This is a genomic window from Hydrocarboniphaga effusa AP103 (assembly GCF_000271305.1).
GTDB classification, from domain to species: domain Bacteria; phylum Pseudomonadota; class Gammaproteobacteria; order Nevskiales; family Nevskiaceae; genus Hydrocarboniphaga; species Hydrocarboniphaga effusa.
Genome location: NZ_AKGD01000001.1, coordinates 297,723 through 323,157, shown reverse-complemented (window position 1 = coordinate 323,157; position 25,435 = coordinate 297,723). Strand labels below are relative to the sequence as shown.

At 66.2% G+C, this 25,435-nt stretch carries 24 protein-coding genes; 10 read left to right on the top strand and 14 right to left on the bottom strand.

Annotated features, from left to right (window positions below; all coding sequences use genetic code 11):
- The first annotated feature begins 35 nt into the window (after positions 1–35).
- Positions 36–1,520: a DUF7125 family protein gene (locus WQQ_RS01395; RefSeq protein ID WP_202800593.1), complete on the top strand. Its 1,485-nt coding sequence runs from the start codon at positions 36–38 to the stop codon at positions 1,518–1,520.
- 2 nt (positions 1,521–1,522) lie between these two features.
- A complete protein-coding gene (locus tag WQQ_RS01390) occupies positions 1,523–1,894 on the top strand; it encodes a response regulator (protein ID WP_040452773.1) in 372 nt (123 codons plus the stop codon).
- A 21-nt stretch (positions 1,895–1,915) separates the two neighbouring features.
- Here the strand turns inward: WQQ_RS01390 and WQQ_RS01385 are convergent, their stop codons facing one another.
- Positions 1,916–2,269, bottom strand: a complete 354-nt coding sequence (locus WQQ_RS01385) for a YciI family protein (RefSeq protein ID WP_007183244.1) — start codon at positions 2,267–2,269, stop codon at positions 1,916–1,918.
- A gap of 199 nt (positions 2,270–2,468) precedes the next feature.
- Here WQQ_RS01385 and WQQ_RS01380 point away from each other — a divergent pair, with 199 nt between their 5' ends.
- Positions 2,469–2,909: a VOC family protein gene (locus WQQ_RS01380; RefSeq protein ID WP_007183243.1), complete on the top strand. Its 441-nt coding sequence runs from the start codon at positions 2,469–2,471 to the stop codon at positions 2,907–2,909.
- Here WQQ_RS01380 and WQQ_RS01375 read toward each other — a convergent pair whose 3' ends face one another.
- The 8 genes from WQQ_RS01375 to WQQ_RS01340 form a co-directional block, all read right to left on the bottom strand.
- On the bottom strand, positions 2,910–3,905 hold the full coding sequence (locus WQQ_RS01375; RefSeq protein ID WP_007183242.1) for a hypothetical protein: 996 nt from the start codon (positions 3,903–3,905) through the stop codon (positions 2,910–2,912).
- Between the two features lie 22 nt (positions 3,906–3,927).
- Complete coding sequence (locus tag WQQ_RS01370) at positions 3,928–5,424, bottom strand: protein adenylyltransferase SelO (protein ID WP_007183241.1); 1,497 nt, start codon at positions 5,422–5,424, stop codon at positions 3,928–3,930.
- A gap of 68 nt (positions 5,425–5,492) precedes the next feature.
- Entirely contained in the window at positions 5,493–6,296 is an 804-nt protein-coding gene (locus WQQ_RS01365; protein ID WP_007183240.1) for an ABC transporter permease, read from the bottom strand.
- Positions 6,293–7,060: an ABC transporter ATP-binding protein gene (locus tag WQQ_RS01360; RefSeq protein ID WP_050997634.1), complete on the bottom strand. Its 768-nt coding sequence runs from the start codon at positions 7,058–7,060 to the stop codon at positions 6,293–6,295. Before WQQ_RS01360 ends, WQQ_RS01365 begins: the two co-directional genes overlap by 4 nt.
- Positions 7,061–7,243: 183 nt before the next feature.
- Positions 7,244–7,879 carry a glutathione S-transferase family protein gene (locus WQQ_RS01355; protein WP_007183238.1) on the bottom strand — a complete coding sequence of 212 codons (636 nt, stop codon included), beginning with the start codon at positions 7,877–7,879 and terminating at the stop codon, positions 7,244–7,246.
- Between the two features lie 49 nt (positions 7,880–7,928).
- Positions 7,929–8,183 (bottom strand): hypothetical protein, encoded by a 255-nt coding sequence (locus tag WQQ_RS01350; RefSeq protein ID WP_007183237.1) that lies wholly within the window; start codon positions 8,181–8,183, stop codon positions 7,929–7,931.
- 55 nt (positions 8,184–8,238) lie between these two features.
- Positions 8,239–8,934, bottom strand: a complete 696-nt coding sequence (locus WQQ_RS01345) for a glutathione S-transferase family protein (RefSeq protein ID WP_007183236.1) — start codon at positions 8,932–8,934, stop codon at positions 8,239–8,241.
- A 43-nt stretch (positions 8,935–8,977) separates the two neighbouring features.
- Positions 8,978–9,412 carry a hypothetical protein gene (locus tag WQQ_RS01340; RefSeq protein ID WP_007183235.1) on the bottom strand — a complete coding sequence of 145 codons (435 nt, stop codon included), beginning with the start codon at positions 9,410–9,412 and terminating at the stop codon, positions 8,978–8,980.
- Between the two features lie 19 nt (positions 9,413–9,431).
- Here WQQ_RS01340 and WQQ_RS01335 point away from each other — a divergent pair, with 19 nt between their 5' ends.
- The 4 genes from WQQ_RS01335 to WQQ_RS22760 all read left to right on the top strand — a co-directional run bounded on the left by WQQ_RS01335 (position 9,432) and on the right by WQQ_RS22760 (position 16,702).
- Positions 9,432–9,599: a hypothetical protein gene (locus tag WQQ_RS01335; RefSeq protein WP_007183234.1), complete on the top strand. Its 168-nt coding sequence runs from the start codon at positions 9,432–9,434 to the stop codon at positions 9,597–9,599.
- 96 nt (positions 9,600–9,695) lie between these two features.
- Positions 9,696–11,765 (top strand): flagellar biosynthesis protein FlhA, encoded by a 2,070-nt coding sequence (flhA, locus tag WQQ_RS01330; RefSeq protein WP_050997633.1) that lies wholly within the window; start codon positions 9,696–9,698, stop codon positions 11,763–11,765.
- 222 nt (positions 11,766–11,987) lie between these two features.
- On the top strand, positions 11,988–13,061 hold the full coding sequence (gene rsgA, locus WQQ_RS01325; protein WP_007183232.1) for a ribosome small subunit-dependent GTPase A: 1,074 nt from the start codon (positions 11,988–11,990) through the stop codon (positions 13,059–13,061).
- Positions 13,062–13,273: 212 nt separating this feature from the next.
- Positions 13,274–16,702, top strand: coding sequence for a DUF4394 domain-containing protein (locus tag WQQ_RS22760; RefSeq protein WP_050997540.1), 3,429 nt, complete (start codon positions 13,274–13,276; stop codon positions 16,700–16,702).
- Positions 16,703–16,833: 131 nt separating this feature from the next.
- Here WQQ_RS22760 and WQQ_RS01310 read toward each other — a convergent pair whose 3' ends face one another.
- Together WQQ_RS01310 and WQQ_RS01305 are read right to left on the bottom strand one after the other, a co-directional pair.
- On the bottom strand, positions 16,834–17,505 hold the full coding sequence (locus tag WQQ_RS01310) for a cytochrome b/b6 domain-containing protein (protein WP_007183230.1): 672 nt from the start codon (positions 17,503–17,505) through the stop codon (positions 16,834–16,836).
- Positions 17,506–17,521: 16 nt separating this feature from the next.
- Complete coding sequence (locus WQQ_RS01305) at positions 17,522–17,998, bottom strand: c-type cytochrome (RefSeq protein ID WP_007183229.1); 477 nt, start codon at positions 17,996–17,998, stop codon at positions 17,522–17,524.
- 147 nt (positions 17,999–18,145) lie between these two features.
- Here WQQ_RS01305 and WQQ_RS01300 point away from each other — a divergent pair, with 147 nt between their 5' ends.
- From WQQ_RS01300 to WQQ_RS01290, 3 genes are all read left to right on the top strand, one after another.
- Positions 18,146–18,586 carry a YeeE/YedE family protein gene (locus tag WQQ_RS01300; RefSeq protein WP_007183228.1) on the top strand — a complete coding sequence of 147 codons (441 nt, stop codon included), beginning with the start codon at positions 18,146–18,148 and terminating at the stop codon, positions 18,584–18,586.
- Positions 18,583–18,999: a YeeE/YedE family protein gene (locus WQQ_RS01295; protein WP_007183227.1), complete on the top strand. Its 417-nt coding sequence runs from the start codon at positions 18,583–18,585 to the stop codon at positions 18,997–18,999. Before WQQ_RS01300 ends, WQQ_RS01295 begins: the two co-directional genes overlap by 4 nt.
- 98 nt (positions 19,000–19,097) lie before the next feature.
- Positions 19,098–19,724, top strand: a complete 627-nt coding sequence (locus WQQ_RS01290; protein WP_040452766.1) for a TetR/AcrR family transcriptional regulator — start codon at positions 19,098–19,100, stop codon at positions 19,722–19,724.
- A gap of 562 nt (positions 19,725–20,286) precedes the next feature.
- On the opposite strand, the gene WQQ_RS01280 is transcribed toward WQQ_RS01290, so the two are convergent.
- The 3 genes from WQQ_RS01280 to WQQ_RS01270 all read right to left on the bottom strand — a co-directional run bounded on the left by WQQ_RS01280 (position 20,287) and on the right by WQQ_RS01270 (position 25,368).
- Positions 20,287–21,636, bottom strand: a complete 1,350-nt coding sequence (locus tag WQQ_RS01280) for a DUF1329 domain-containing protein (protein WP_007183225.1) — start codon at positions 21,634–21,636, stop codon at positions 20,287–20,289.
- A 32-nt stretch (positions 21,637–21,668) separates the two neighbouring features.
- A complete protein-coding gene (locus WQQ_RS01275) occupies positions 21,669–23,297 on the bottom strand; it encodes a DUF1302 domain-containing protein (RefSeq protein ID WP_007183224.1) in 1,629 nt (542 codons plus the stop codon).
- Positions 23,298–23,631: 334 nt separating this feature from the next.
- A complete protein-coding gene (locus WQQ_RS01270) occupies positions 23,632–25,368 on the bottom strand; it encodes a sigma-54-dependent Fis family transcriptional regulator (protein ID WP_007183223.1) in 1,737 nt (578 codons plus the stop codon).
- Positions 25,369–25,435 lie beyond the last annotated feature (67 nt).

Below are 25,435 nucleotides of genomic sequence, written 5' to 3'. Positions count from 1 at the left end.
CCTTCGCCCATCGCGCGAGGAGTCAGGAGAAGTTTGTGAGTCAGGGCGGCGCAGGAATCGTGGCCGGGAACCAGAACGGGGCCGGCCGGATCTCCACAGGTATCTTCGGTCTGGACAGCGTGTTGCACGGCGGCCTGGTAGCCGGCTCGGTCTATATCGTCCAGGGCACGCCGGGAGCTGGCAAGACCATCTTCTCGAACCAGCTGTGCTTTCACCGCGCGCGGCATGGCGAAAAAGCGCTGTACGTGACGCTGCTCGCCGAGTCGCATTCGCGGCTCATGCAGCATCTCGAAGGCATGAGTTTCTACGACGGTACGCAAGTGCCCGATTCGGTCTACTACGTCAGCGGCTTCGACGATCTGCAGAGCGATGGCCTGCGCGGCATCCTGCGTCTGCTCAACGGCGAGAGCCGCCGCCTCGGCGCGCGCACCATCGTCGTCGACGGCCTGTTCGCGCTCGAGGAAAGCGTTGGCTCGGAGCGTGACTTCCGCAAGTTCGTCAACGATCTCGCCATTCTCGCCAACCTGCTCGGCAGCACCATCCTGCTGCTGACCAGCAGCCGCCGCGGGGCGACGAGCCCCGAGTTCACGATGGTGGACGGCTGGTTCGAGATCGGCACCATGACGCTCGACTACCGCAGCTATCGCTACTTCCAGGTCCACAAGTTTCGCGGCAGCGGCTTCATCATGGGCCGGCACATGATGCTGATCTCCAATGAAGGCGTGCAGGTATTGCCGCGCCTGGAGACCGTCACGGCGCTCGCTCCCGAGAACGGGCACTACGGCCAGCGCTTGAGCACCGGTGCGCCCGAACTCGACACGATGATCGGCGGCGGCCTGCCGCGAGGGTCGAGCACCTTGCTGATCGGTCCGACCGGCATCGGCAAGACCACGCTGGGCCTGCAGTTCGTCAGCCAGTCTTCGGCCGAGGAGCCCGGGCTGGTGTACAGCTTCTACGAAACACCCGCGCGCATTCGCCGCAAGGCCGATGGCAATGGCCTGGTGCTGCCCCGGCTCTGCGACGACGGCATCGTCGAAACGCAGTGGCAATCGCTGACCGACACGCTGCTCGACGACATCGGCTACCGCCTGCTCGCGGCAGTGCGCCGGCGTGGGGTCAAGCGCCTGTTCGTCGACGGGTTCGATGCGATCGAGCAATCGGCGATCTACCCGGACCGCCTCGCTCCGTTTCTTGCCGCGCTGACCAATGCCTTGCGCGAAATGGGCGTGACCTCGATCTTCACGTCGGAGAGCCCGCAGCTGGTCGGCGGCGAGACGTCGATTGCATTCGGCGCCGTTTCAGCGGTCGCTGAGAACATCATGCTCATGCGTTACATCGAGCTCGATTCCGAACTGCGCCGCATCCTGTCCGTGGTCAAGGTCCGCGAGAGCGGCTTCGACCCGTCCATTCGCGAAATCTCGATCACGTCCGAAGGGCTGCAGCTTCAGGCGCTACCAGGGCCCATGGAAGGGTTGCTTTCAGGTCAGGCTCATCGCCAGGCTCGCAGCGAGCAGGGCTGAAAATGAGCGCCAAAGCGCCGCCCCACGTGTTGCTCGTCGAGGACGAGCCGGGCACTCTCACGACGGTAGCGCTGCTGCTGGAGATGTCGGGCTATCGCGTGAGCCAGGCGGCCAACGGCGAGCGCGCCCTGCAACAGCTCGCGCGCGAACGGCCCGATATCGTCTTGACCGATTTCATGATGCCGCACGTCAATGGCCTCGAGCTGATCCAGGCCATGCGCGCCCAGCCGGCGCTCGCCGCGATTCCGGTGATTCTCACGAGCGCCGCCCTGCCGGCGGACATCGAGCCTTCGAAGGTCGCACAGGGCTTCATCACCAAGCCGTATCGCATCGAAGCGGTGATCCAGCTCATCGAGTCGATACTGGCGGCCTGATCCGCCGAGTGCACCGGCCGCTCAGGTAAAGCAGGGGCCGTTTTCGCGAATCTCGATGGTCGCGTACTGCGCCGCCGGGCAAGCGGCCGCGATCTCCAGCGCCTGCTCGCGCGTTTCGCAATCGAGCAGGAAGAAACCGCCGATCATTTCCTTGGCCTCTGAAAACGGGCCATCGACGAGCGTGCGCTTGCCGGCGCGAACCTGCAGCCGGACGCCGGCCGAGTCGGTCTTGAGCGACTGAGCCTCGATCAGCAGCCCGCGCTCCTTGAGCTGGGCGCCGAAGGCCAGCATCTGCTCGTAGACCTGGGCACCTTGTTCGGGCCCGCGTTCGGCGCGTTGGCCGCGCGGTTCGATGATCAGCATCGTGTACGGCATGAGTGTTCCTGGTTCCTTAAGTGCCTTCGATCGTCACGAGCGGCGCACTAAAAATCAAGCGCGTTTACGGACTTAGCAGGCGGGCGTAAAAAATCATCGCGCGTGTCGATTGTTCTGTCGATTTTTGCGAGCCCGATTCGACGTGTTCATAGAGTCTCGCGGCGAGGCTCCCGCAAATGAACCTGCAAGGAGAGCGGTAATGAAACTGAACACCTACCTGAGCTTCGACGGCAACTGCCGCGAGGCCTTCGAGTTCTATGCCCAGGCGCTCGGCGGCAAGATCACGGCGATGATGAGCTTCGGCGAAACGCCGGCCAGCGAATACGTTTCCGAAGCGTCGCGCAGCAAGATCATGCACGCCTGCCTCGATGTCGACGGACACGACATCATGGGCACGGATGGAACGCCCGAACATCCGCACGTGCCGGTGCAGGGCGCTCATGTCGTGGCCGATGTCGCCACACCGGCCGAGGCCGAGCGCGTGTTCGCTGCCTTGTCGCCTGGTGCGCAGATTCAGATGCCGCTGGCCGAGACCTTCTGGGCCCAGCGCTACGGGCAGCTGGTCGATCGCTACGGCGTCGCCTGGATGGTCAATTGCAGCCAGCCGTTGCCGGGCTGCGCGGTCGAAAGCTCAGGCTAATTAACCGCCCAAAGCCTTGTTGAGCAGCGACAGCACCTTGGCGAGCTTGGGCGTTTCCTGCGAAGCGAGCGTGCGACCGGCCGCGGTGATTTCGATATCGAGCGGCCGGCCTTCGTGCAGCTGCACGCATGAGAGCTTGTGCAGCATGTCGAGGCCATGCAGCAGCGCGTTGTCGTCCAGGCGTGTGCGCTGCATCCAGGCCGGGCGCAGCAGCGTGTAGTCGAGCCGGCTCTCGCCGGGGCCGAGCTCGGCGACGAGCACACGCGAGGTCAGCAGGCGCAGCTCGTCGGCCGGCGGGGTCGGGGAAACCCTGTCGAGCGGCGGGGCGAGTCGCGAAAGCGAGGCCGGGGTTTGCGCGCCGGCCATGAAGTGCGCGCCCTCCTCGGTCAGCATCCAGTGCTTGTCGATGCCGACCATGCGCGGTTGCAGGAAGCCGTCGCGCACGAGCACGTCGATCCCATCGCGCAGATCACCCGCGCGATTGCCGAGCTCCTGCCAGTAGCGCGACAAGGTCATGCCGATCAGCCTCGCGCCGGCCTTGAGCTTGAGTTCGCGATAGATACCGAGAATGTCGTTGCGCAGGCGCAGCTCGCTCGGGCCACGGAACGTGGCGGCGGCCGGAGCCGCAGTCGAGGGCGCCGCCGGCACGGTGACGGGGCGTTCCGCCGCCGATGCGGAGGCGACCGGCGCGGCTTCGGCGATCGCCTCCGCGACGGCTGCGGGCTCCTCGATCAGCGGCGCTTCGATGAGCTTGCGAAAGCCCTCGCTCGAAAACCGCAGGTGCGGCGGATCGAGGTCCGGCGTGATCGCGACCCAGTCCTGATCGAACAGCAGCTTGAGCGCCGGCCCGAGCTGGGCGGTCGAGCGCCCGGCCTGCTCCCAGCGCTTGTTGAGCAGCTGCGCAGGCAGGCCTTGCGTGACGCTGACGCTGTGCGCATCGAGCCAGTGCAGGATGTCGTCGCAATCGGCGTTGCGGGTCAGCTGGCGTCTGCGCATGGCGTTCTCCTCGCGATTCGGGTCAGGACGAGCAGCTCACGCTGATGTGGCGCGCTTCGGGAGGCGGCTCGGCTGCATACGCGTCGAATTCGGGCTGTTCGTCGTACGGGCGCTGCAGCACGCGGAACAGGCGATCGATCTCGCTCGCGTCGCTGGCTTCGGCCTTTTCGATCGCCGCCTGCGCCAGGTGATTGCGCAGCACGTATTTCGGATTGACGGCCCGCATCGCCTGCTGGCGCTCGGCCTCGGGCTGGCCGTCCTGCGCGAGGCGGGCGCGATAATCCGGCAGCCAGGCGTCGAACGCGGCCTGGTCGAGCAGCTCGTCGCGCATCGCCGGCTTGTCGTCGCCGTCGCGCAGATTCGACAGCGCGCGGAACGTGCGCGTGAAATCGCTCTTGCCCTTGTCGAGCAGGTTCAGGAAACGGTTGATGAGCTCGCGGTCTTCTTCCTGCTCGCTGACGAGCCCGAGCTTGCGCCGCCAGAGGCTCATCATCTGGTTCATGTAATCGGCCGGATAGCGCGTGAGGATCGCGTTGGCGATTTCGACGGACTGGTCCGGGTCTTCATGCAGCAAGGGCAGCGTGGCCTGCAGCAGCTTGCTGCAATTCCACTGGCCGATCACCGGCTGGCGATCATAGGCGTAGCGGCCGCCTTCATCGCTGTGATTGCAGATATGGTGCGCGTCGAAACCGTCGAGAAAGCCGTACGGGCCGTAATCGATCGTCAGGCCCAGCACGCTCATGTTGTCGGTGTTCATGACGCCGTGGCAGAAGCCCACCGACTGCCATTGCGCCATCAGCCTGGCGGTGCGCTGCACGATCTCGCTGAGCCAGGCCGCGTAGCGCTCGGGGAAGCCGGCCAGATGCGGGTAGTGCGCCTCGATCACATGATCGGCGAGCTGGCGAATCTCCTCGTGTCGATTGCGGAAGTAGAAATACTCGAAGTGCCCGAAGCGCACGAAGCTCGGGGCCACGCGGCAGACCACCGCCGCGCGCTCGAAGCGTTCGCGCTGCACCGGATCGCTCGCCCCGACCAGCGACAGCGCCCGCGTGGTCGGAATGCCGAGCGCGTGCATGGCCTCGCTGCAGAGGTATTCGCGAATGCTCGAACGCAGCACCGCCCGGCCATCGGCGAAGCGCGAGAATGGCGTCTGCCCCGAGCCTTTGAGCTGCAGTTCGAACTGCTCGCCAGACGGCGTGAGAACCTCGCCGATCAGGTTGGCCCGACCGTCGCCGAGCTGCGGAACCAGCGTACCGAACTGATGGCCCGCGTAAACGCTCGCCACATAAGCGCCGCCGACGATCTTGCGATTGCCGGCCATTGCCGCGACGAAGTCCGGGTCTCGCGCGGCCGCACCCGCATCGAGCCCGAGCTGTCCGGCAAGCTGGGCGTTGAGGTGCAGCAGGCGGACCTCGGACAGCGGCTGCGGCTCCACCTGGGCGTGGAACGGGCCGTCGAGCCGGGCGAAGCGGTTGGTGAATTCCAGCGAGTCCAGGGTGATGGCGGTGGTGGTGTCCATGCACACACTTTAACGCCTCGAACCCGGCCTGGCGGTTAGCGAAGGGATCGGGCCGCCGGATGCGCCGCTCAGGCGACGCTTTCGGCGCTGTAGCGGGCAAGCAGGCCGCTGCGGATCGAGTAGCGGAACACCCATTTGAAGCAGACTGCCGCGAGCAGGATCTGGCCGACCGCCAGTCCGAGTCCCCAGAGCAGCGTATGAGCCTCGAAAGGCTGACCCGCGACGATCGAGCGCATGCCTTCGAACACGTACGAAGGCGGCAGCGCGTGGCCGACCGCCTGCATCCAGCCCGGTAGGGTCGACAGCGGATAGAACACGCCCGCGAACGGAGACAGCAGCGCCGGAATCGGCCAGACCAGCCATTCGGAGGCCGGGCCGAGCCGCAGCACCATGGCGCTCGCGAAGATGCCGAGCGCGATACCGAACAGGAACAGCACGAGCAGGAACGGAATCAGCAGCAGCCCGTAGCTTACGAATGACAGGTCGAAGATGCCCATTGCGAGCACCAGCATGACGATCAGCCCGATGGCGCTGCCGATCAGGCTCGTGAGCACCAGGCCGGCGACGTAATCGGTCACCGACAGCGGCGAGGCGAACAGGTTGAGGAAATTGCGCGACCACACGTCCTCGAGGAACGAGGTGGTGATGCCCTGCATCACGCGCGAGAACAGATCCCATAGCAGCACCGCCCCGAGCAGGGACGGCAGCAGCGCACCGCCCGCCTGCGTGAGCGTGTCGAGATAGCGCGTGATGTAGCCCCACAGCACGATGTCGATCGCCACCCAGGCGAACATCGGCAGCAGGCGCGTCGGGCTGCCGCGCATGAGATAGAACTGTCGCAGCACGATGCCCCAGGTTCCGCTCCAACTCATTCGGTGCCCTCTGCGTTTTGCGCGGCGTTCGCGTGCGCGAGCTTCACGAACAGATCGTCGAGCGTGGCTTCGCCATGCTGCTGCGGCAGCGTGCGCGGATCGCCCTGGAGCAGGATGCGTCCGCGCGACAGGAACAGCACGCGATCACAGACTTCCTGCACCTCGAGCATGTTGTGCGAGGTCCACAGGATTCCGCCGCTGCCGTGAGTGGCGATGGCCTTGATCTGCGCGCGGATGTCGCGCGCGGTGGCCGGATCGAGCGAGGCCGTAGGCTCGTCGAGCAGCAGCAATTGCGGCATGTTGAGCATGGCCTTGGCCAGGCAGACGCGAGTCTGCTCCCCCGACGACAGCACGCCACAGCGCGTGTCACGGAAGCGCACGAGGTCGAACTGCTCGATCAGTGTCTCGATGCGCCGGGCGAGATTGCGCACTGCATAGAGCAGGCCGAAAAAACGCAGGTTCTCGTAGACCGTGAGATTGCCCGGCAGCGGCGCATAGACGGCCGCGAAATTGGTTCGTTCGAGCGCCTTGCGGCGCTGGCGCTGCACGTCGAACCCTTCGATCAGGATGCGTCCGGCGCTCGGTTCGAGCACCCCGAGCACCATGTTGAGGGTCGTCGTCTTGCCGGCGCCATTCGGACCCAGTAGGCCCACGATCTCGTTGCGCCCGACCTCGAACGACACGTCCGAGACGGCCGCGCGCTCACCATATCGCTTGCCGAGGCCTGACACCTGCAGTACCGGAGAAGACGGTTTCGGATTCACGAGTTTCGAAAGTGGCGACAGCCGCCAAGCTTGCCACGGAAAGCGCAAGCGTCGTTGCCCGTGCGCGACCGGTTGCCAAGCCGATAGGGCGGGGCCGCTCGCACGCAGGCCAAGACCCGCCTGGATTCACGACGTGGCACCATCGGCGCTTACTCTCGGCGGACGCACCTGGCGCCGAAGCGCCTAGGCTTGCTGCGCCGCCGCGAGCTCTGCATCGGCCTTGGCGGCCGCGACGATCTTCGGCCGCGAACCGATACGCTCGACATAGGCCTTGACCACCGGCGTGCCGTCGACGAGACCGAAGCCGAGCATCCACTTGAGTGCGAGCCCCCACAGCACGTCGGCCGAGGTAAAGCGGTCGCCGAGGATGTAAGGCCCTGCCGAGAGCTGCGCTTCGATGGTCGCCATCATGGTGTCGAAGTCGCCGTAGGGGCACATCGACGGCGGCGCCGGATCGCGCTTCATCGCCTTGTCGGTCACCGCGGGCTCGAACGAGGAGCCGTAGAACGCGAGCCAGCGCAGGAACGGCCCGCGCAGCGGATCGCCCATCTGCGGCGCGAGGCCGGCTTCTGGATAAAGGTCGGCGAGGTACTGGTAGATCGCCGACTGCTCGGTGATCAGCGAACCCAGGTGCACGATCGCGGGCACCTTGCCCATCGGGTTGATCGCGAGATACGCCGGCTCGCGCGTCTGCCCGGTCTTGAGGTTGAGCGCGTGCAGTTCGTAGTCGGCGCCGAGCTCCTCGAGCAGGGCGCGCACGCCGGCCGAGCGGCTTTGCGGTGCGTGATAGAAGATGACGCGGCGGTCGCTTGGGCTCATGGTTTCAACTCGATTCAATTCAACTCGATGCGCGGGCGAGGGTGCAGCCTCAAAGCGCAGCCGCTTCGCGAGTGGTTTCACGATCCCCGCTGGTCGGGAAGATGCATCCCAGGGCTCGCCGCAGAACGAAGCGGGTTCCTTCTGGAGAAGGCACGTCGAGGTCGGCGTTGACGCAGCGCGAGCCGTTCCAGCCTTGCTCCACTTCGAGCGCGCTCAACGAATCGGAGGTCTTGGGCTGCGTTGCGCAGGCACCGAGCAATCCGCAGGCGAAGAGCGCTGTGAGGATGACGAGCTGCCGGTTCATCGGGGGCTCCATGCGGGTTCTGCCAGAGAAAAGCCGTTTCGGGCTGGGCTGGATACTAAACGGCACGCAAGTCCTGCAGCCAGACGCCGACACTGCGTGCCTCCGCCTCGTGATCCGCTTCGCGCCAGGTCTCGGCGAGGCCGGCTGTGTACCAGTCACGCATCGCCGGTAGCGCGAGCAGGCGATCCGCATAAGCCTGCGCGGCCGGGCTCAGCGCCAGTGCGTAAGTCTGCACGCGAAACGCGACAGGACCGTAAAACGCATCGACGGCGCTGAACTTCTCGCCGGCCAGGAACGGTCCGCCGAATCGGTCCAGCCCCTGGTTCCAGAGTTCGTCGATGCGGCTGAGGTCCTTCTGCAGCGCCGGCGAGATCGCGTGCAGGCGCACGCGGATGCCGCAGTTCATCGTGCATTGATTGCGCAGCTCGCCGAAGCCCGAGTGCATTTCGGCCGCGGCGCAGCGGGCCCAGGCGCGGGCGGCGGCGTCGGTTGGCCAGACGCCGGCGTGGCGCTCGGCGAGGTACTCGGTGATGGCTAGCGAATCCCAGACCACGGTGCCGCCATCGACGAGGCAAGGCACCTTGCCGGTCGGCGAGAAGCGGCGGAATTCGTCCCAGTTCGAGCCCGGCGAAAACGGGGCCAGGTGCTCGTCGAAGCCGATGCCGAGTTCGCGCATCAGCAGCCACGGGCGCAGCGACCAGGACGAGTAGTTCTTGTTGGCGATGTGGAGCGCGTAGCGAGGCTCGGTCACGGTGGCGGTCCGTCTGCGTTCGGGTCGCTACCGTAACAGCCGCTCAGGAACCGCGCAGCGCTGGTTTGAGCTTGCCAGGCGCCGGCTCCGGCGGCGGAACCCAGTGCCGGGCCAGCAGCGCACAGCCGGCATAGAGCGTGCCCCAGCAGACTCCGGAGACGACGTATCGCATCAGCGAGAACATCGGCACGGTCGATTCGATGCTCAGGTGCCACCAGATGCAGAGCAGGAAGATCAGCAGGCCGATGGTGCCGCCCGAAAGAATGAAAGCCGGCGTTGCCGGCAGCCTGGGCCAGATTCGCAGCAGCAGGGCACCGAGCAGGTAGGCCGCGACGCAGCCTGTGGTCATCATCGCGCCGGCGAACGGAATGAGCGCCAGGCGTGAGATGTCGCCGTGGCCGACCGTGACCGAGCTGACGATGAAATAAAGTTCGGCCGCTGCGAAGCAGAGCAGGGTGGAGAGCAGCAGGCGTTTCATCGAGGCTCAGGCGGCGACGATGCACGCGCCCGATGGCCTGCTGTGGCTGCGCGACATCGGCAGAAGATTCGCTTGGAAGCTCGACATGGCTGCAAGGCTCGCGTCGGAAGAGGCCACTGAAAGTCTGCGCCCAAAAGATGCCCGCTCGCCATGCGGCGAGACGGACGTGCGTCGCATGCCGCTGTAGGAAAAAACCGGAATCGATGCCGCCGATCGAGGTCGGCCGTTCGTGTCGATCCGCGCTCGGGTGAGAGCGCGGGCACGCCGCTTGTACGGCAGCGGCGTGAACAACCCGACCTCCTTCCTCTCGCTCCTGCGCGGCGGCGCCTCCAAGGGCCTCGGCGCTCCGCTCGTACTGCTCGCGATCCTCGGCATGATGGTGGTGCCGCTGGCCCCGTTCGCGCTCGATCTGCTGTTCACCTTCAACATCGCGCTGTCGATCGTGATCCTGCTCGCGGTCATCTACGTGATGCGGCCGCTGGAGTTCTCGGCGTTCCCGACCGTACTGCTCGGCGTGACCCTGTTGCGGCTCGCGCTCAACGTGGCTTCGACGCGCGTGGTGCTGCTGCACGGGCACGAAGGCTCGCACGCGGCCGGCAAGGTGATCGAAGCCTTCGGCAACTTCGTGATCGGCGGACATTACACAGTGGGTTTCATCGTGTTCATCATCCTCACGATCATCAATTTCGTCGTCGTCACCAAGGGCGCCGAGCGCGTGTCGGAAGTCTCGGCCCGCTTCGTGCTCGACGCGCTGCCCGGCAAGCAGATGGCGATCGACGCCGACCTCAACGCCGGTTTGTTGACGCGCGAGGAGGCGAAAGCCCGTCGCGAGGACGTGCGCGAGGAAGCCGACTTCTACGGCTCGATGGACGGCGCCAGCAAGTTCGTACGCGGCGACGCCATCGCCGGCCTGCTCGTGCTCGTCATCAACATCATCGGCGGACTGCTGATCGGCACGATGGAGCACGATCTGCCGATCGGTGAGGCGGCCAGGAACTACACCTTGCTGACGATCGGCGACGGCCTGGTGGCGCAGATTCCGGCGCTGCTGCTGTCGACCGCGGTCGCGGTGCTCGTCACGCGCATGTCCAAGGCCCAGGACATGGGCCAGCAGCTCGCCGCGCAGATCTTCGGCCAGGCCAAGGCACTTGGAATCGCCGCCGCGGTGCTCGCGCTGCTCGGCATCATTCCGGGCATGCCGAACCTGGTGTTCCTGAGCCTCGCGGCGGGCTGCGGCTACCTCGCGTTCAGGCTGTCCCGACGCAAGCAGCAGGCGACCGAAGCCAGGAAGACGCAGGAAGCGCTGCCGGCGCCGAGCAAGCTGCCCGAGCTGAGCTGGGAGGACGTCGCGCCCGAAGACGCGCTCGGGCTCGAAGTGGGCTACCGGCTGATTCCGCTCGTCGACGCCAAGCAGGGCGGCGAGCTGATGGCGCGCATCAAGGGCGTGCGCAAGAAGCTCACGCAGGACCTGGGCTTTCTGATTCCGCCCGTGCACATCCGCGACAACCTCGAGCTGTCGCCGAACGCCTATCGCGTCACGCTCAACGGCGTGCCGCTGGCGAGCGGCTCGGTGCATGCGGACAAGTTCATGGCGCTCGATTCCGGCCGCGCGCTCGGCACCATCCCCGGCATCGCGGCCAAGGATCCGACCTTCGGACTCGACGCCACCTGGATCGAACGCGGGGCGCGTGATCATGCGCAGTCGATGGGCTACACGGTCGTCGATCCGGCCACCGTCGTCGCCACCCATCTGTCGCACCTGATCGGCCAGCATGCCTCGGACCTGTTCGGCCATGACGAGGCGCAGGCGCTGCTGAGCAATCTCGCCAAGGCCTCACCCAAGCTCGCCGAAGACCTCGTGCCCAAGACCCTGCCGATGGCGGTGTTCGTCAAGGTGCTCAAGAGCCTGCTGGCCGACCGCGTGCCGATCCGCGCGTTTCGCAGCATTGCCGAGGCGCTCGCCGAAGTGGCGCCCAAGAGCCACGATCCGGTCGCGCTCGCCTCGGCCGTCCGCGTCACGCTCGGGCGCCAGATCGTGCAGGACATCAACGGCATGGACGCCGAACTGCCGGCCTACACGCTGGCCCCGCAGCTGGAGCGCCTGCTGCAGGACACGCTCAACGCCGGCAGCCTCGCGCTCGAACCGGGCCTGGCCGAGCGCATGCAGCAGTCGATCGCCGACGGCGTGCAGCGCCAGACCGCGATCGGCCAGCCGGCCGTGCTGCTGGTTCCGGGCCCGCTGCGGCCGCTGCTGTCGCGCTTCACGCGCCAGACCGTGCCGGACCTGCACGTGCTCGCGTACAACGAAGTGCCCGAGAGCAAGCGCGTGCGGCTGATCGGGGCGCTCGGCTGAACAAAGCCCTGCGTTGACCCGGCGCAGGCCGCTCGCCATCATGCGCCCCGCGACCACCACGGTCGCCCGATCCCTCTGATGCCTGTGACTGTCTTTGCCTGAGCGCTCGACGCGCGTTTCCGCCGCTGCCGGTCCCTGCCGGCCCGGCGGTGCGTGCTTCGAAATCCTTCGCCGCGCCCACTGCGGCGCGGCGGCCTGCCGCTCTTTTTCACAGGACTTCCCATGTCTTCGAATCGATTGCCGCCCGCGCTAGCCGCGCTGGGCTGGACCGAGCGTTGCAGCCGCGAATTCGCGGCGCTCGATCTGCGCGGCGACGCCTTCGCCCCGGCGCGCGTCGTCGAACAGCATCGCCATCATTTCGTCGTTCATGACGGCCTCGAAACCGCCAGCGTCGAGATGAATCCCGCGCTGCTGCAATCGCTGCGACAGCAGGACGACGGCCTGTCGGTCGGCGACTGGGTCGTGCTCGATCGCAGCAGCGATCCGCAGCGCATCGCGCACTGCCTGCCACGCTCCAGCCTGCTCGTGCGCGGCATGGCCGACGGCTCGCGCCAGCGCATCGTCGCCAATGCCGATTGCGCCTTGCTGGTGATGGGACTCGACGGCGACTACAGCCCGAACCGGCTCGAACGCTATCTGCTCACGGTGAGGTCCGCCGGCCTGATGCCGGTGGTGCTGCTGACCAAACCCGATCGCTGCGAGGACGTGGACGCGCGCATCGAAGAAATCCAGAGGCTGGCCGGGCCGGCGACGCCGGTGCACGCGCTCGATCCGCGCCACGACGATGTGCCCGGACGGCTCGCGCCTTATCGATCGCCCGGAACCACGCTGGTGCTGCTCGGTTCCTCGGGCGTCGGCAAGTCGACCTGCATGAACGCGCTGCTCGGCGTGTCGGTGCAGAAGACGCAGGCGACGCGCGAGGGCGACGACACCGGCAAGCACACCACCACGGTGCGCAGCCTGCGCCAGCTGCCGGGCGGAGCCTGCCTGATCGACACCCCGGGATTGCGCGAACTGCGCCTGGCCGGCCGCGAATCGGTGGAGAAGGACGCCTTCGACGACGTCGCCGCGCTCGCGGCGCAGTGCCGCTATTCCGATTGCGCGCACGAGCGCGAGCCCGGCTGCGCCGTCGTTGCCGGCTTGCCGGCCGAACGCCTGGCCAGCTACCGCAAGCTGCGCGACGAGCTGACGGCGCTCGCGCGCTCGCCTCGGCAGATGGCCGAGCGCAAGCAGCAGGACAAGCAGGTCCATCAGGCGCAGAAGCGCTTCCGGCGCGAGCACGACAAGCGACGTTGAGTCTCTGGCTGCGGCGATGTCCACGCTCGTTTCGGCGCGGCGGGCATCGCTTTCGGTGTGCGGACCACGGCGCCGGAGGGGCGATCTGACGAATCGTTCGGGTTTCTGCATCCGGTCGTCGCGAGCTGCCGTAGCACTCCCAACGGCGGGCACTGGCGCTCGTCGTCCACGCGTCGCCATGAAGGCCGCGCGCACCATCAAGGGAGATGCAAATGAATAGCCGCTGGGTGAAGAGCCCGATAGCCGCCGTGCTGCCCGCCGTATTCCTGCTCAACGCCTGCAGCGACAAGGGGCCGCAGGCCGGCGAGCTGCTGTTGAGCGCCGCCAACTATTCGGTCGAAGAAGGCGCCGGCACCGCGACGATCACGGTGTTCCGCAATGGCCCGAACCTCACCCAGGCGCGTGTGAACTACGCGGTGAGCGCGGGCAGCGCGACCGCCGGCGCCGATTTCACCACCGTTTCCGGGACGCTGAGCTGGGACGTCGGCGACGCCGAACCCAAGAGCATCGTCGTCCCGATCCTCGAAGACACGATCATCGAGGGCAACGAAACCTTCACGGTGACGCTGTCCGAGCCCTTCCTCGCCGATCTCGGCTCGCCGGCGACGGCCACCGTCACCATCATCGACAACGACGCGGTCGGCGACAGCGTGGGCCTGGTCGGCAACCAGCTCGTCACCTTCAATCGCGCGGCTCCGGCCAGCGCGACGAGCGTCGTCACCGTCAGCGGCCTGGCCGCCGGCGAAACCCTGGTCGGGCTCGATCGCCGTCCGGCCGACGGCGCGCTGATCGCGCTGTCGACCGCCGGCAAGCTCTACACCATCGACGCCGGCACCGGCGCGGCGACGCTCAAGTCGACGCTGATCGCCGATCCGACCGACACCAGCAATCCGTACGCGAGCCTGTCGGGCGCGCGCTTCGGCGTCGACTTCAACCCGGTTCCGGATCGCCTGCGCGTGGTCTCGGACACCGGCCTGAATCTGCGCATCAACGTCGACACCGGCGCGACGATCACCGACGGCGTCATCAACGGTGCGGCGACCGGCTACTCGACGGCCGCGTACACCAACTCGTTCGGTGCGGCCTGCCGCACCGCGCTCTACGCGATCGACACGCAGACCAACCAGCTGCTCCTGCAGAACCCGCCGAACGACGGCACCGCGGTGGTCGTCGGCCCGCTCGGCATCGATGTCGATGCGGTCAACGCCTTCGACATCGCCACCGACGCCGCGGGCGCCAACAGCGCGTTCGCCGCACTGTCGGTGAGCGGCAGCACGGCGCTGTATTCGATCAACCTGAGCACCGGCACGGCGACGCGCGTCGCCGCCCTGCCGCTCGCCACGAGCGCGTATTCGGGCCTCGCGCTGAGCATCGCCTCGGGCAGCCGCCCGCAGGCGGCCGGCGACACGCTGGGCCTGACCGAGAGCAGCAAGCTCGTGAGCTTCAACCGCGCCGCGCCGGCCAAGCTCTGCACCTCGACCGCCGTCAGCGGCCTGGGCGCGGGCGAGGCGCTGGTGGGCTTCGATACGCGTCCGGCCGATGGCCTGCTCTACGCGCTCAGCAACGCGAGCAAGCTCTACACGATCGACAAGACCACGGCCGCCGCCACACTCAAGTCCACGCTGACCACGGCGCTGGCGGGCAGCGAATTCGGCGTCGATTTCAACCCGGTTCCGGATCGCCTGCGCGTGACCTCCGACACCGGCCAGAACCTGCGCATCGACGTGAGCACCGGCGCGACGACGGTCGACGGCGCGCTCAACGTGGGCGGCAGCGCGCGCGGCGCAACCGCGGTCGGCTATACCAACAGCCTCGCGGGCGGCAACGCGGCCTCGCTGACGACCACCACGTACTACCTCGACAGCGCCAACGATCAGCTGCTGACCTCGACCAACCCGAACGCGGGTGAACTCAGCGTGGTGGGCAGCCTCGGCGTCGATGTCTCGGGCATCAACGGCTTCGACATCAACGGCAGCGACAACACCGCGACGATCGCGGTCAACGCGCAGGGCACCACCACGACCACGCTGCACACGATCGACCTGGCGACCGGTGCGGCGAGCGCCTCGCTCGGCACGGTCGGCGGCGGCGAGCGTCTGCTCGGCGTGACCGCGTTCGCGGCTCCGGCGGTGGCGACGGTTTACGGCCTGACCTCGGGCGACGAACTCGTGAAGTTCTCGCCGGCGACTCCGGGCACGGTGACCACGGTCGGTGCACTCAGCGGCCTGCAAGGCGGCGAAAGCGTGCTCGGCCTGGACTTCCGTCCGTCCACCGGCAAGCTCTACGCGTTCACGAGCGCTGGGCGTCTGTACACGGTCGATACCGCCACCGCGGCGCTGACCGCGGCCTCGACGCTCGCGGCCGATGCGAGCGACACCAGCGATGCCTACGCCGGCCTCGGCGCGGACAGCGCCTACGGTGTCGACTTCAACCCGACCGGCCCGGTCGCGCTGCGCATCGTCGGCAACGCCGGGCGCAATCTGCGCGTGGCCAATCCGGATGCCGGCAACACCTTCACCGACGGCACGCTCTCGTACGGCGCCTTCGGCGTGAGCGGCGCGGCCTACACCAACAGCTTCGCGGGCACCGCCACGACGAGCCTGTTCGTGATCGATCCGACCACCGACCGTCTGTTTCTGCAGGCGCCGCCGAACGATGGCGTGCTCAAGGATCGCGGTCCGCTCGGCGTCGATGCGAGCAGCGTCAACGGCTTCGACATCGTCGGTGCGGATACCGCTTTTGCGGCGCTCACGGTGAATGCGATCACCTCGCTGTATCGCATCGACGTGACGTCGGCGTTCGCGGCAGCGCGCGCGACGAGCATCGGCGCCATCGGCATCGCCGGCGTCAAGGGCCTGGCGATCGCCCCGGCCACCGTCGCACCGGCCGATCCGACGATCGTCGCGCTGGTCGGCGCGGCGGGCGTCGACTCGCTCGTGAGCTTCGCGGCGAGCGCTCCGGCCACGGTATCGGCTCCGGTGATCATCACCGGCCTTGCCGTCGGTGATGCGCTGATCGACATCGATTTCCGCCCGGCCACCGGCGCGCTCTACGGCCTGTCGGGCAGCGGAGCGATCTACACGATCGACACCGTCACCGGCGTCGCCACCGCGGTGCCGGCGCTGACGGCCGATCCGACCGACACCACCGCTCCGTACACGGGCTTGAATGGTACGGCGCTCGGCATCGACTTCAACCCGGTTCCGGATCGCCTGCGCGTGGTCACCGATGCGGGGCAGAACCTGCGCATCAACGTCGGCAACGGCATCACCATCACCGACGGCACGCTCACGCGTCCGCCGCAGGCGGTCGCCGCTGCGTACACCAACAGCTTCCGCGCTTCGACGGCGACGCAGCTGTTCGTGCTCGACGGCAACAGCGCCGGCCTGAGCCTGCAGGCGCCGCCGAACGACGGCGTGCTCCGGAGCATCAACACGCTCGGCGTGAACCTCACCGACGCGAGCGCGATCGGCTTCGACATCGCCGGTGGAGCGAACGGCTTCGCACTCGCCGTGCTGGTCGTCGATGGCGCAACGCAGTCGAGCCTCTTCCGCGTGAACCTGGCGACCGGGCAGGCGACGCTGGTCGCGCCGATCGGCGTGCCGACTCCGCTGCGTGCGCTGAGCATCGAGGTGAAGTAAGTGTTGCGATTGACGTGAGCAGTACGAAAAAGCCGGCCTGATGGCCGGCTTTTTCGTGGCTCGCGATGCTGCGATCGCTCGCGCTCCTCGGATCTGCGCGCTGCGAATGGCCTGGGATGAGCTGTTCCTGGCTAGGCGCGAGCGATCAACACGCTGATCACCACCGCGACGACGATTCCAGCCAGCGCTTTGCCCATCGATGCGAACTGCAGCGGAGGTGAGGCTTCCGGGGGCAGGCGCTTGTCGCCCGTGAACATCGGCGTGATCAGGTTCTGCCGCTTGTAGAACAGATAGAACAGGACCACCGCCACGTGCAGGCCGACGAGTATCAGCAGCAGGTCGAAGCTGAGGCCGTGCACGCTCGCGTACGAACGCCCGGTGGAAAAGCTCACGAATCTGGCGAGCGGCCCGGATTCGAGGCCATCGGTGTCGACCGAAAACAGGCCCGTGAACACCTGCAGGCTCAGCAGCACGATCAAGGCGAGCACGCTCCAGCCGCCCATCGCGTTGTGCCCGGGCGTGATCGGGCCCTGGCGCGTGAAGAAATGCGCGGCGTAGTCGAGCACTTCGCGCGGGGTCTTGACGAAGCTGGAGAATCGCGAAGTCGTGCTGCCGGCGAAGCCCCAGTACCAGCGAAACAGCAGCAGCGCGAGCAGCACGTAACCCGAAACGCGATGCCAATCCATGCGCGCGTTTTCGGCGGACCACCACGAAAAGCAGAACAAGCCCGCCAGCGACCAGTGGAATACACGCGTCGGCAGATCCCAGATGCGCGTGCGGGTGGTGAGGGCGGGCTCGATCATCGTGCGGCTCCGACGCTTATTTCTTCTTCTGGCGATAGCTGTCGTGGCAGGCCTTGCAGGTGCCGCCGACGGTCTTGGTCTGCGCCGCGAAGCCCGCCGCGTCGCCCGCATCGGCCAACTGTGCCCAGCGCGCGGATTCGGTGACCAGGTCCTCGCGCTTTTTGCCGAAGTCGTCCGGGTTGCTCCAGATATCGGCCTTGGCCTCGGTCTTGGCGCCGGTTTCGGGGCCCGAACCCTGCGGGAACCAGTTGGCGATCTTGGTGGCTTCGACGCTGATGGTGCGCGCCGCCGCAGCGGTTTCCTCGTCGAGCCCGCCGCCGGCCTTGAGCTTGTCGTTCACGAGCTTGAAGTTGTCGCCGATCTTCTCGAAGCCGTCGTGGCGCTCCTTCATGACGGCTTCGGTGGCCGGATCGAGCTTGGGTTTGTTGCAGCCCGCGAGCGCGGCGGCGGCGATGAAAACGAGGCCCCAGGCCGGTGTGTATGGGTTCTTCATGCGTACATCCTTTGTCTGGACTTGAAAGGTCTGGATCGCTGCGCGCGAACTGGCCCGGCAGCGCCGGGACTATAGCGGCGCCAGACCGAACCAAGCCAGCGGCTGGGCTTATAGTCGCGGCTCGGATTCTGGGGATAGGGGAGTGCAATGCAGATCGTGGTGGATATCGCTGCCTGGCAGCGCGGGCTTGCCGGTGGCTTGCTGATCGGGGCGGCCGCCGCGACGCTGCTGGCGGCCAACGGACGCATCGCCGGCATCAGCGGGGTGATCGGTGGCTTGCTGAGCGCTCAGCCGAGCGGGGGTCGGCGCTGGCGCCTGCTGTTCGTACTCGGCCTGCTCGCCGGCGCGCTCGTCATGGCCAGGCTCGCGGGCCTGCACCACACGCCGGTCGCGGGTAGCCTCGCGGTGACGCTGGTCGCCGGCCTGCTGGTCGGTTTCGGCACGCGCATGGGCAACGGCTGCACCTCCGGTCACGGCGTCTGCGGTATTGCCCGGTTCTCCCGCCGCTCGATCGTCGCCACGCTGGCGTTCATGGGCGCGGGCATTGCAACCGTGTTCGTGCTGCGACTGCTCGGAGCGGTGTCATGAATGCCGTCGCCGCAATGCTCGCCGGCGTTCTGTTCGGTGCCGGGCTGGTGCTCTCGGGCATGACCGATCCGTCGCGCGTGCAGGGCTTTCTCGATCTGTTCGGCGATTGGGATCCGACGCTCGCCTTCGTCATGGGCGGAGCCTTGCTGTTCAACATTCCGGCGTATTGGCTCACGCGCCGCCGCGCCCGGCCGCTGTTCGCCGAAAGCTTCGAAGTGCCGACGCGTCGTGATCTCGATGCGCGGCTGATCGGTGGTGCGGTGCTGTTTGGAATCGGCTGGGGGCTGGCCGGTTATTGCCCCGGCCCTGCGGTGGTTTCGCTGCTGACCGGATCGAGCGACGTGCTGTGGTTCTGTGCGGCGATGCTGATCGGAATGCTGATCTGGGATCGCGGGTTTTCGCGGCGTCTTTGAGTCGAGATTTGGATGACAGCGAATGGGCCTTGGCTCGTCGTGTTGACGCAAGACAGTCGAATCGTCACAGTTATTGTTGCCGACAAGTAATGATCTGAATGCCCGCAGTCGCCCGAGCCCGCCGCACACAGGAAGAACGCACGGCCTTGTCCGATCAACGGATGTTCGAGGCCGCCATCGGCTTGATCATCGAGAGCGGAATTCCTGGCGCCACGCTTGCGGCTATCGGCGAACGCGCGGGCTATTCGCGCGGGCTCGTCACCCATCGCTATGGAAACAAGGCGAACCTGCTCGCGCACGTGCACGACGTGGTCGTCGCCGACTGGATCAATCGTGTCCAGCAAGCGGTGGGCGATCACAGTGGGCGCGAGGCTTTGTCGCGCATCGTCGACGCGCTGCATGCATTCGTACGCGAAGAGCCGAATGAGATCCGGGCGATGTATCTGCTGCGGTTCGCGAGCATCGATCCGAGCGCGCAGTTCCGCACCAACGTCGCCAAGGCCCATGCCGCTCAACGCCGTGACGTCCAGCGCTGGATCGAGCTCGGCAAGAAGAGCGGCAGCGTGCATGCCGGCATCGATGCCGCGTTGGTCGCGGAGCTTTTCTGTTCCGCCGCCGATGGTCTGATCTATCGCTGGCTCGTCAACCCCAAGCTGCCGATAAAGGCGCTGCACAGCTTGCTCAAGTGCGAAGTGGTCCGAGCGCTGTCGCTCGGTCACGCCTGAGCCTGGGAACCGTTCTGTCATGAAACAACAAAAAGGCCGCTTCGATGAGCGGCCCGGTTCATTGCAACGTTCCGATTTTGGTCGGGGCGACAGGATTCTGCGTCGATACCCGATAAGTTCATTCAGAAGAAAGGAAAACCCCTTTTTCGGGGGCTGACAGAGGTTCGGACCAAACTGCGGATTTGTGAGCGGTCATTGAGGAAAGCTGTACGTCATCAACTCGTCTACGAAAAAACCTGCCGATAGACCCCGGCGGTGGCGGGGCCCCGTCGGCTCGATCTCCGTTGTCCTGCACTCTTGCGGCGGCTTCGCCCCGAAGTCTTCGAGCTGCTGCGCGATGTTGCAGCCTCGGATGAACGTGATCAGTTCATCGAAGTCAGCAGGGGCATCCAGTAGCCGAGGCTCGTTCTCGAAGATGGCCTGATACTGGAGATCGTCAAATCTGAGCGTCGGCCTCTGCCACGCTGTGGCATTGTGGAGGACAACGCCGCCGGGGGGGGGCGGCGGCGACCCGCTGTCCGGACTCATCCGGACAGCGGGCATCACGAAAAATCGCTGCGAATCAGCTGTCCGCCTCGGCAGCCACGGCCTCGCCGGTGAAATAGCTTTCCGGCTTGCGATCCACGATCTTGTAGTACTCGCCGTTCAGCGACTGAACGGCACTGAAGGTCTTGGCTTCGAGATTGAAGATGATGACCGGCTTGATGAGCAGACCCGGCAGTTTCGGTGCGTAGAACGGTGTCACCTGCGATGTGCGCCACAGCTTGCCTTCGGCGTCGTAGCCGTCCATCAGCAGCATCACCCAGCTGTCCTCGTCGAAGTAGAAGCGACGCTTCGGCACCGCGTGCCGCTTGCCGGGCGCGACCGTGGCCTCCACTTCCCAGACGCGGTGCAGTTCCCAGCGAACGTTGGCAGGGTTCAGGTGGTTGGCGGAAAAGGCCTCGTCCTGCGATACCGTCACGGCCTGATTGGCGTTGTACGGCACGTACATTTCGCGCTTGCCGACGAGCTTCCACGAATAGCGGTCGGGATGGCCCATGAACCCCATGACCTCGTCGAAGTAGTTCGCGCCGGAGGCGACGAAATCCGGCGTGTCGTAGGCGACGGTCGGCGCGCGCCGCACGCGGCGCTGACCTACCAGATACTGCCAAGCCTGACGCGGCGTCACGGGATCAATGCTGTCGTGAATCACCAGCGATTCACCACGCTTGAACGGCGGATCCGTCGTATTGAAGCGCTGGATCCAGTACTCGCCGTTCCAGGTATCGGCCGAACCATCGCGGTAGTAGTACAGATGCTGGAACGACTCGTCGATGCGGGTCGCCAGTGTGCGCTTGCCGTCGGCGGTGCCGACGACGTTGCGCGCACCCAGATCGACTGATTCCGGTTCGAGGCGCAGAAGATGATTCCAGATGACCTCGACGCCGGACTTCGGGATCGGGAACGGAATGCCGCCGTAGCAAGCCTTCAGCGTCTTGCCGCCATCGACGGCCTGACAGCTCGCCGCGTTTTTCTTCGTATTGTCGTAGACGTACTGCGGCGCCACCGCAGTGCGATGGGTCGGATAGACATCGATGCGGAAACTGGACGGATAGCGCTGCATCAGCGCGACCGTGCCGTCACTCAGCTTGCCGCGATACTTCTCCATGTTCGCGACGCTGACCGAGAACAGGGGCTTTTCGTCGGGGAACACAGCCTTCGGCACGTCGCCGACGCTGGTACCGCCGACCTGCGGAGGCTTGGCGCTCCAGGCGGGAATCGAGCCGTCGGCGTTGCCCGCCTTTTCGCCGCCCAGGGGCGTCAATGTCGTGCCGAGGGTCGCCACCTCGTCGGCGCCGACTGCCGCCCGCGCAAGGCCAGTACAGAACAGTGCGGCCGCGGCAGCCGCGAGTACGGTATTTCGGATATTCATGCTTAGGTTCTCCTCAGAATCCTCTGCGGTCGTCAGAACGCGCGCTCGATCGAGACCGAGATGTAGTCGCGGTCGCCATAGAAGTTGTTGTAAGAGAGGGCCGGCGCGGCAGCGGGCCGAATGATGGCGCCATCCGCTCCGAAGTAGTGCGAGTAATTGACGCTGCCACTCCAGAGCTTGCGGTAGCTGCCCTTGACGCCGACATTGAGCGTGCCGCCGTGATGGGACGGGAACAGCACGCCATTGACCGCCGAGCGGCCGCTGATGCCGTAGGTCAGGCCGATCGGCAGCTGCAGATCGAGGCCCGGCAGAACCTGGAAGTACTCCGGCTGAAAGACCAACTGCGCCGCGCTCGCGTTGCGTGTCGCGAGCGGATCGACCGCGTCTTTGTTGTCGGTATGCGAGACCACGCGATTGAACGCGAACTCTCCGATGAACGATGCGCCGTCCCATATGGGGCTCTCGCCGAGGACGCTGATCGCCGAAGCGTTCAGGTGTAGCGTCCTGCCGACGGGATAGGCGGGATGGCGGTTGTTGTCCGCATCGGGGCCGACGATCGCCGTTGCGCCGGTTGCAGCGAGCGGCATGTTGTCGCGGTACGAGACTTCAGCCGCCACATTGGTCTCGCCGATCAGCGTGCTGACGGACGCGCCGAAGAGGCGGATGTCCTCGCCGTAGACAAGCAGGTAGTCGCCGATGTCGTTTGCACTGACCGCGTTGACGCCCGGGCGGGCATAGAACTGCGGCATCTTGTCGTGGAAGATCGCCGCGTAGAGACCGTACTCGCTGTCGCCAGCCTTGAGACGCAGCTGCATGCCGCCCTGCCCGGAGTCCTTGGCCTGCATGTCGTCGCCGCGGTGCACCCACAGGTCCGGGCCGAGCAGCAGGCGTTCGCCGCCCTTATCCGCGAAGTCGGAGAAGCTCCAGTAGCTGCCTGCGCCGGGCAGACGGGTCTTTCGCCATTCCAGCTGGTAGTACGCGCCGAGCGTCAGTCGGGCGTTCAGCTGCAGCTGCGCGCTGACCTGTCCGGCCGGGCGTGCAACCTCCTTGAACTGCGCGTTGGGGACGGACAGGGCCTTCGTCAGATCAAGCGGCGTCTGCGCCGCCGCGACGGCGTTTGAGCCGAAAAACAGGCTTTCGCCGTAGAGCTGCGTGAAGCGACCGCCTTTGACGTTGAGCCGCTTGTCGCCCATGACGAAGTTGCCGTAGACGAACGCGTCCATCAGCTCGGCCCTGCCGCCATGAAGTTTTTCGGTGTCGTTGACGAACTCGTCAGCGGGGCTGGATATCTGGTTGATGCCCTGATTGCCCGGATTGTCGGTGTCGCTGTGATAGACCGTGTCGTACCAGGCCTGACCACTGAGGCGCATGCCGTACATCTTCCGGTAGCGGAAGTCGATCGCGCTGAGTAGATCGAGTCGATTCGAGATCAGGCCTTTATCGAAGTTCAGATCGCCGTCATTGGTGTTGACCTGCGCCGTCGTCGGATCGCCGGCGACGGTGGTGGTGGGATCGTGGAGGCGCCATGCGGCGCTGTACTTCACGTTGTTGTCCCAGGACAGGCGCGCATCCTGAGAGCCAATGTCGATGTCGAATGCCACCGCCACGCCGCTTGCCGTCAAAGCGGCGACACACATCGCCGCGATCGCAACACGCGCCATGCACCCGGTTGAGCGCAATCTCATGACTCCTCCTCCGCATCTTTCTATTTTTGGTCTGCCGCCGGGTCGGACCGGGCGACTGGCGGCGACACTAATAAGGCATAGAAATACCGTCCAATACCATTTGATGGCGTAACAGATACCGATCAGGTATCGCTGCGTCCGCGCCGGGACGGGCGCGAACTCCCCGAGCGCCGCTTGCCGGTGTGACGCCGGGGGGCAGAACCGGTCAGCGCGCTGGCGCACTTCCCGCCCTTCGTGCGCCCCGGCCGAAGCCGTCAGCGCTTCAATGCCTGTGCGTCGCGCATGCGACCGCGGCGTGGCGACGCACGCGTCACCCGCCGGATGGCCTTCTTTTGCGCCAGCGGTATTCGAACTGCCCGCGCCCGAGCTTCAGCATGCGCGCCGCAGCCGAGGCATTGCCGCGGCATGTATCGAGCGCGTGCTGCAAAAGCAGCGTTTCCACCGCGTCCAGAGAGCCTGCGCGCCGGAGCAGCCGCTCCAGCAGCAGCGCCTCGTCCGCCGTGTCGGCCGCGGGCGGTGACGGTTCCGCCGACCTGGCGGCGGATTCGAAGGGGCGGCCTGGCAGCACTTCGCCTCCGGAGAACAGATGCTGGACATCGATGCCGGCACCATCGTCGGCGAGAATGATGGCGCGTTCGACCATGTTCTCGAGTTCGCGAACATTGCCGGGCCAGCTGTACGCCCACAGCGCCTCGCTGGCGGCGCGCGTGACGCCCGTAATGTGCTTGTTGAAGCGCCGCGCATAGCGGTTCAGAAAGACATTCACCAGCAGCGGTATATCGTCGCGCCGATCCCGGAGCGGCGGGATGTCGATCGGAAACACGTTGAGCCGGAAGAACAGATCTTCACGGAAGCGCCCGGCGCGAACCTCCTCGCGTAGGTTGTGATTCGCTGCCGCGACCACGCGCACGTCAAGCTTGCGCATCTGCGTGCCGCCGACCCGCTCGATCTCGCCCTCCTGCAGGACGCGCAGCAGCTTGCCCTGGGCCAGCATCGGCAGGCTGCCGATCTCGTCGAGCAGCAGCGTGCCACCGTCGGCCCGCTCGAAGCGCCCGGGGCGGGACGTGCTGGCGCCGGTGAAGGCGCCCCGCTCGACGCCGAACAGCTCAGCTTCGACAAGCTCCTGAGGCAGCGCCGCGCAATTGATCGACACGAACGGTTTCGACGCGCGCGGCCCGATCGCGTGCAGCGCGCGCGCGAAACGTTCCTTGCCGACACCGCTCTCTCCCGTGAACAGCACGGTCGCATCGGTTTGCGCCACGCGTTTGAGCCGCCAGGCGACCGCATTGAAGCCGGCCGAAGCACCGACCAGGTCCGGAAGCGCCGATCCGGCCGGAGCCTTGCCGCGTCCCTGCTCGTCCGGCTCCCGGTGACGCGGGACCGTGACGAACTCTTCGACCCGCATGAAGCTCAGCAGATCGTCGGCGTCGTCGCACTCCTCTACCGGCTGACCGATGACGCGACAGCAGGCGTGGCCCATCGCGACGCATTCGATCTCACGCCAGATGACCGGACGGCCCATCATGGCCGTGGTGTAACCGCAGGCATAGCCGGCCATCATCCAGCAGGCAGGGACGCCACTGATGCCGAAGTGCTGCAGGTGAGTTTCGGCCTCCCACGAGTGTTGCCAGTGGTAGTCGCCCCAGAAGCCGCCGGACTCGGTGTCGTATTGCATGCGCTCGACCACGCGGTTGCGTACGAAACCCTCGATCTCGCGCAGTCGCGGCCCCAGCTTCATGGCCTCCGGCACGCCGGCGCCGCCCTGACGGCGAAGCCCTTTGGAATCCTCCACGCCCTGCTGATAGCCGAGGCGCATGAACAGCTCCCGCGTCTTGTCGAGCCCCAGCCGTTCGATCAGTTCATGCCGCAGGGTCGCCAGCGAATAGCCATGCATCAACAGCATCCGCTGATCGAACAGGAGAATCTCGCCCCGATCCGGATCGAAACGCAGATGCTCGGCCAGCGCGGCGTCGTCGACCGTCGCAGCGACGAGTTTCAGAGCGGGGACATCGGTGCCCCGCCGATGGCAGGGGATCTTCTTTTCCATGGCGCGCGTAGTTCCTTGGTTTCAAAAAATTGTCTGATATCAAAAAGTCATTGTTTCTGATTTCAGA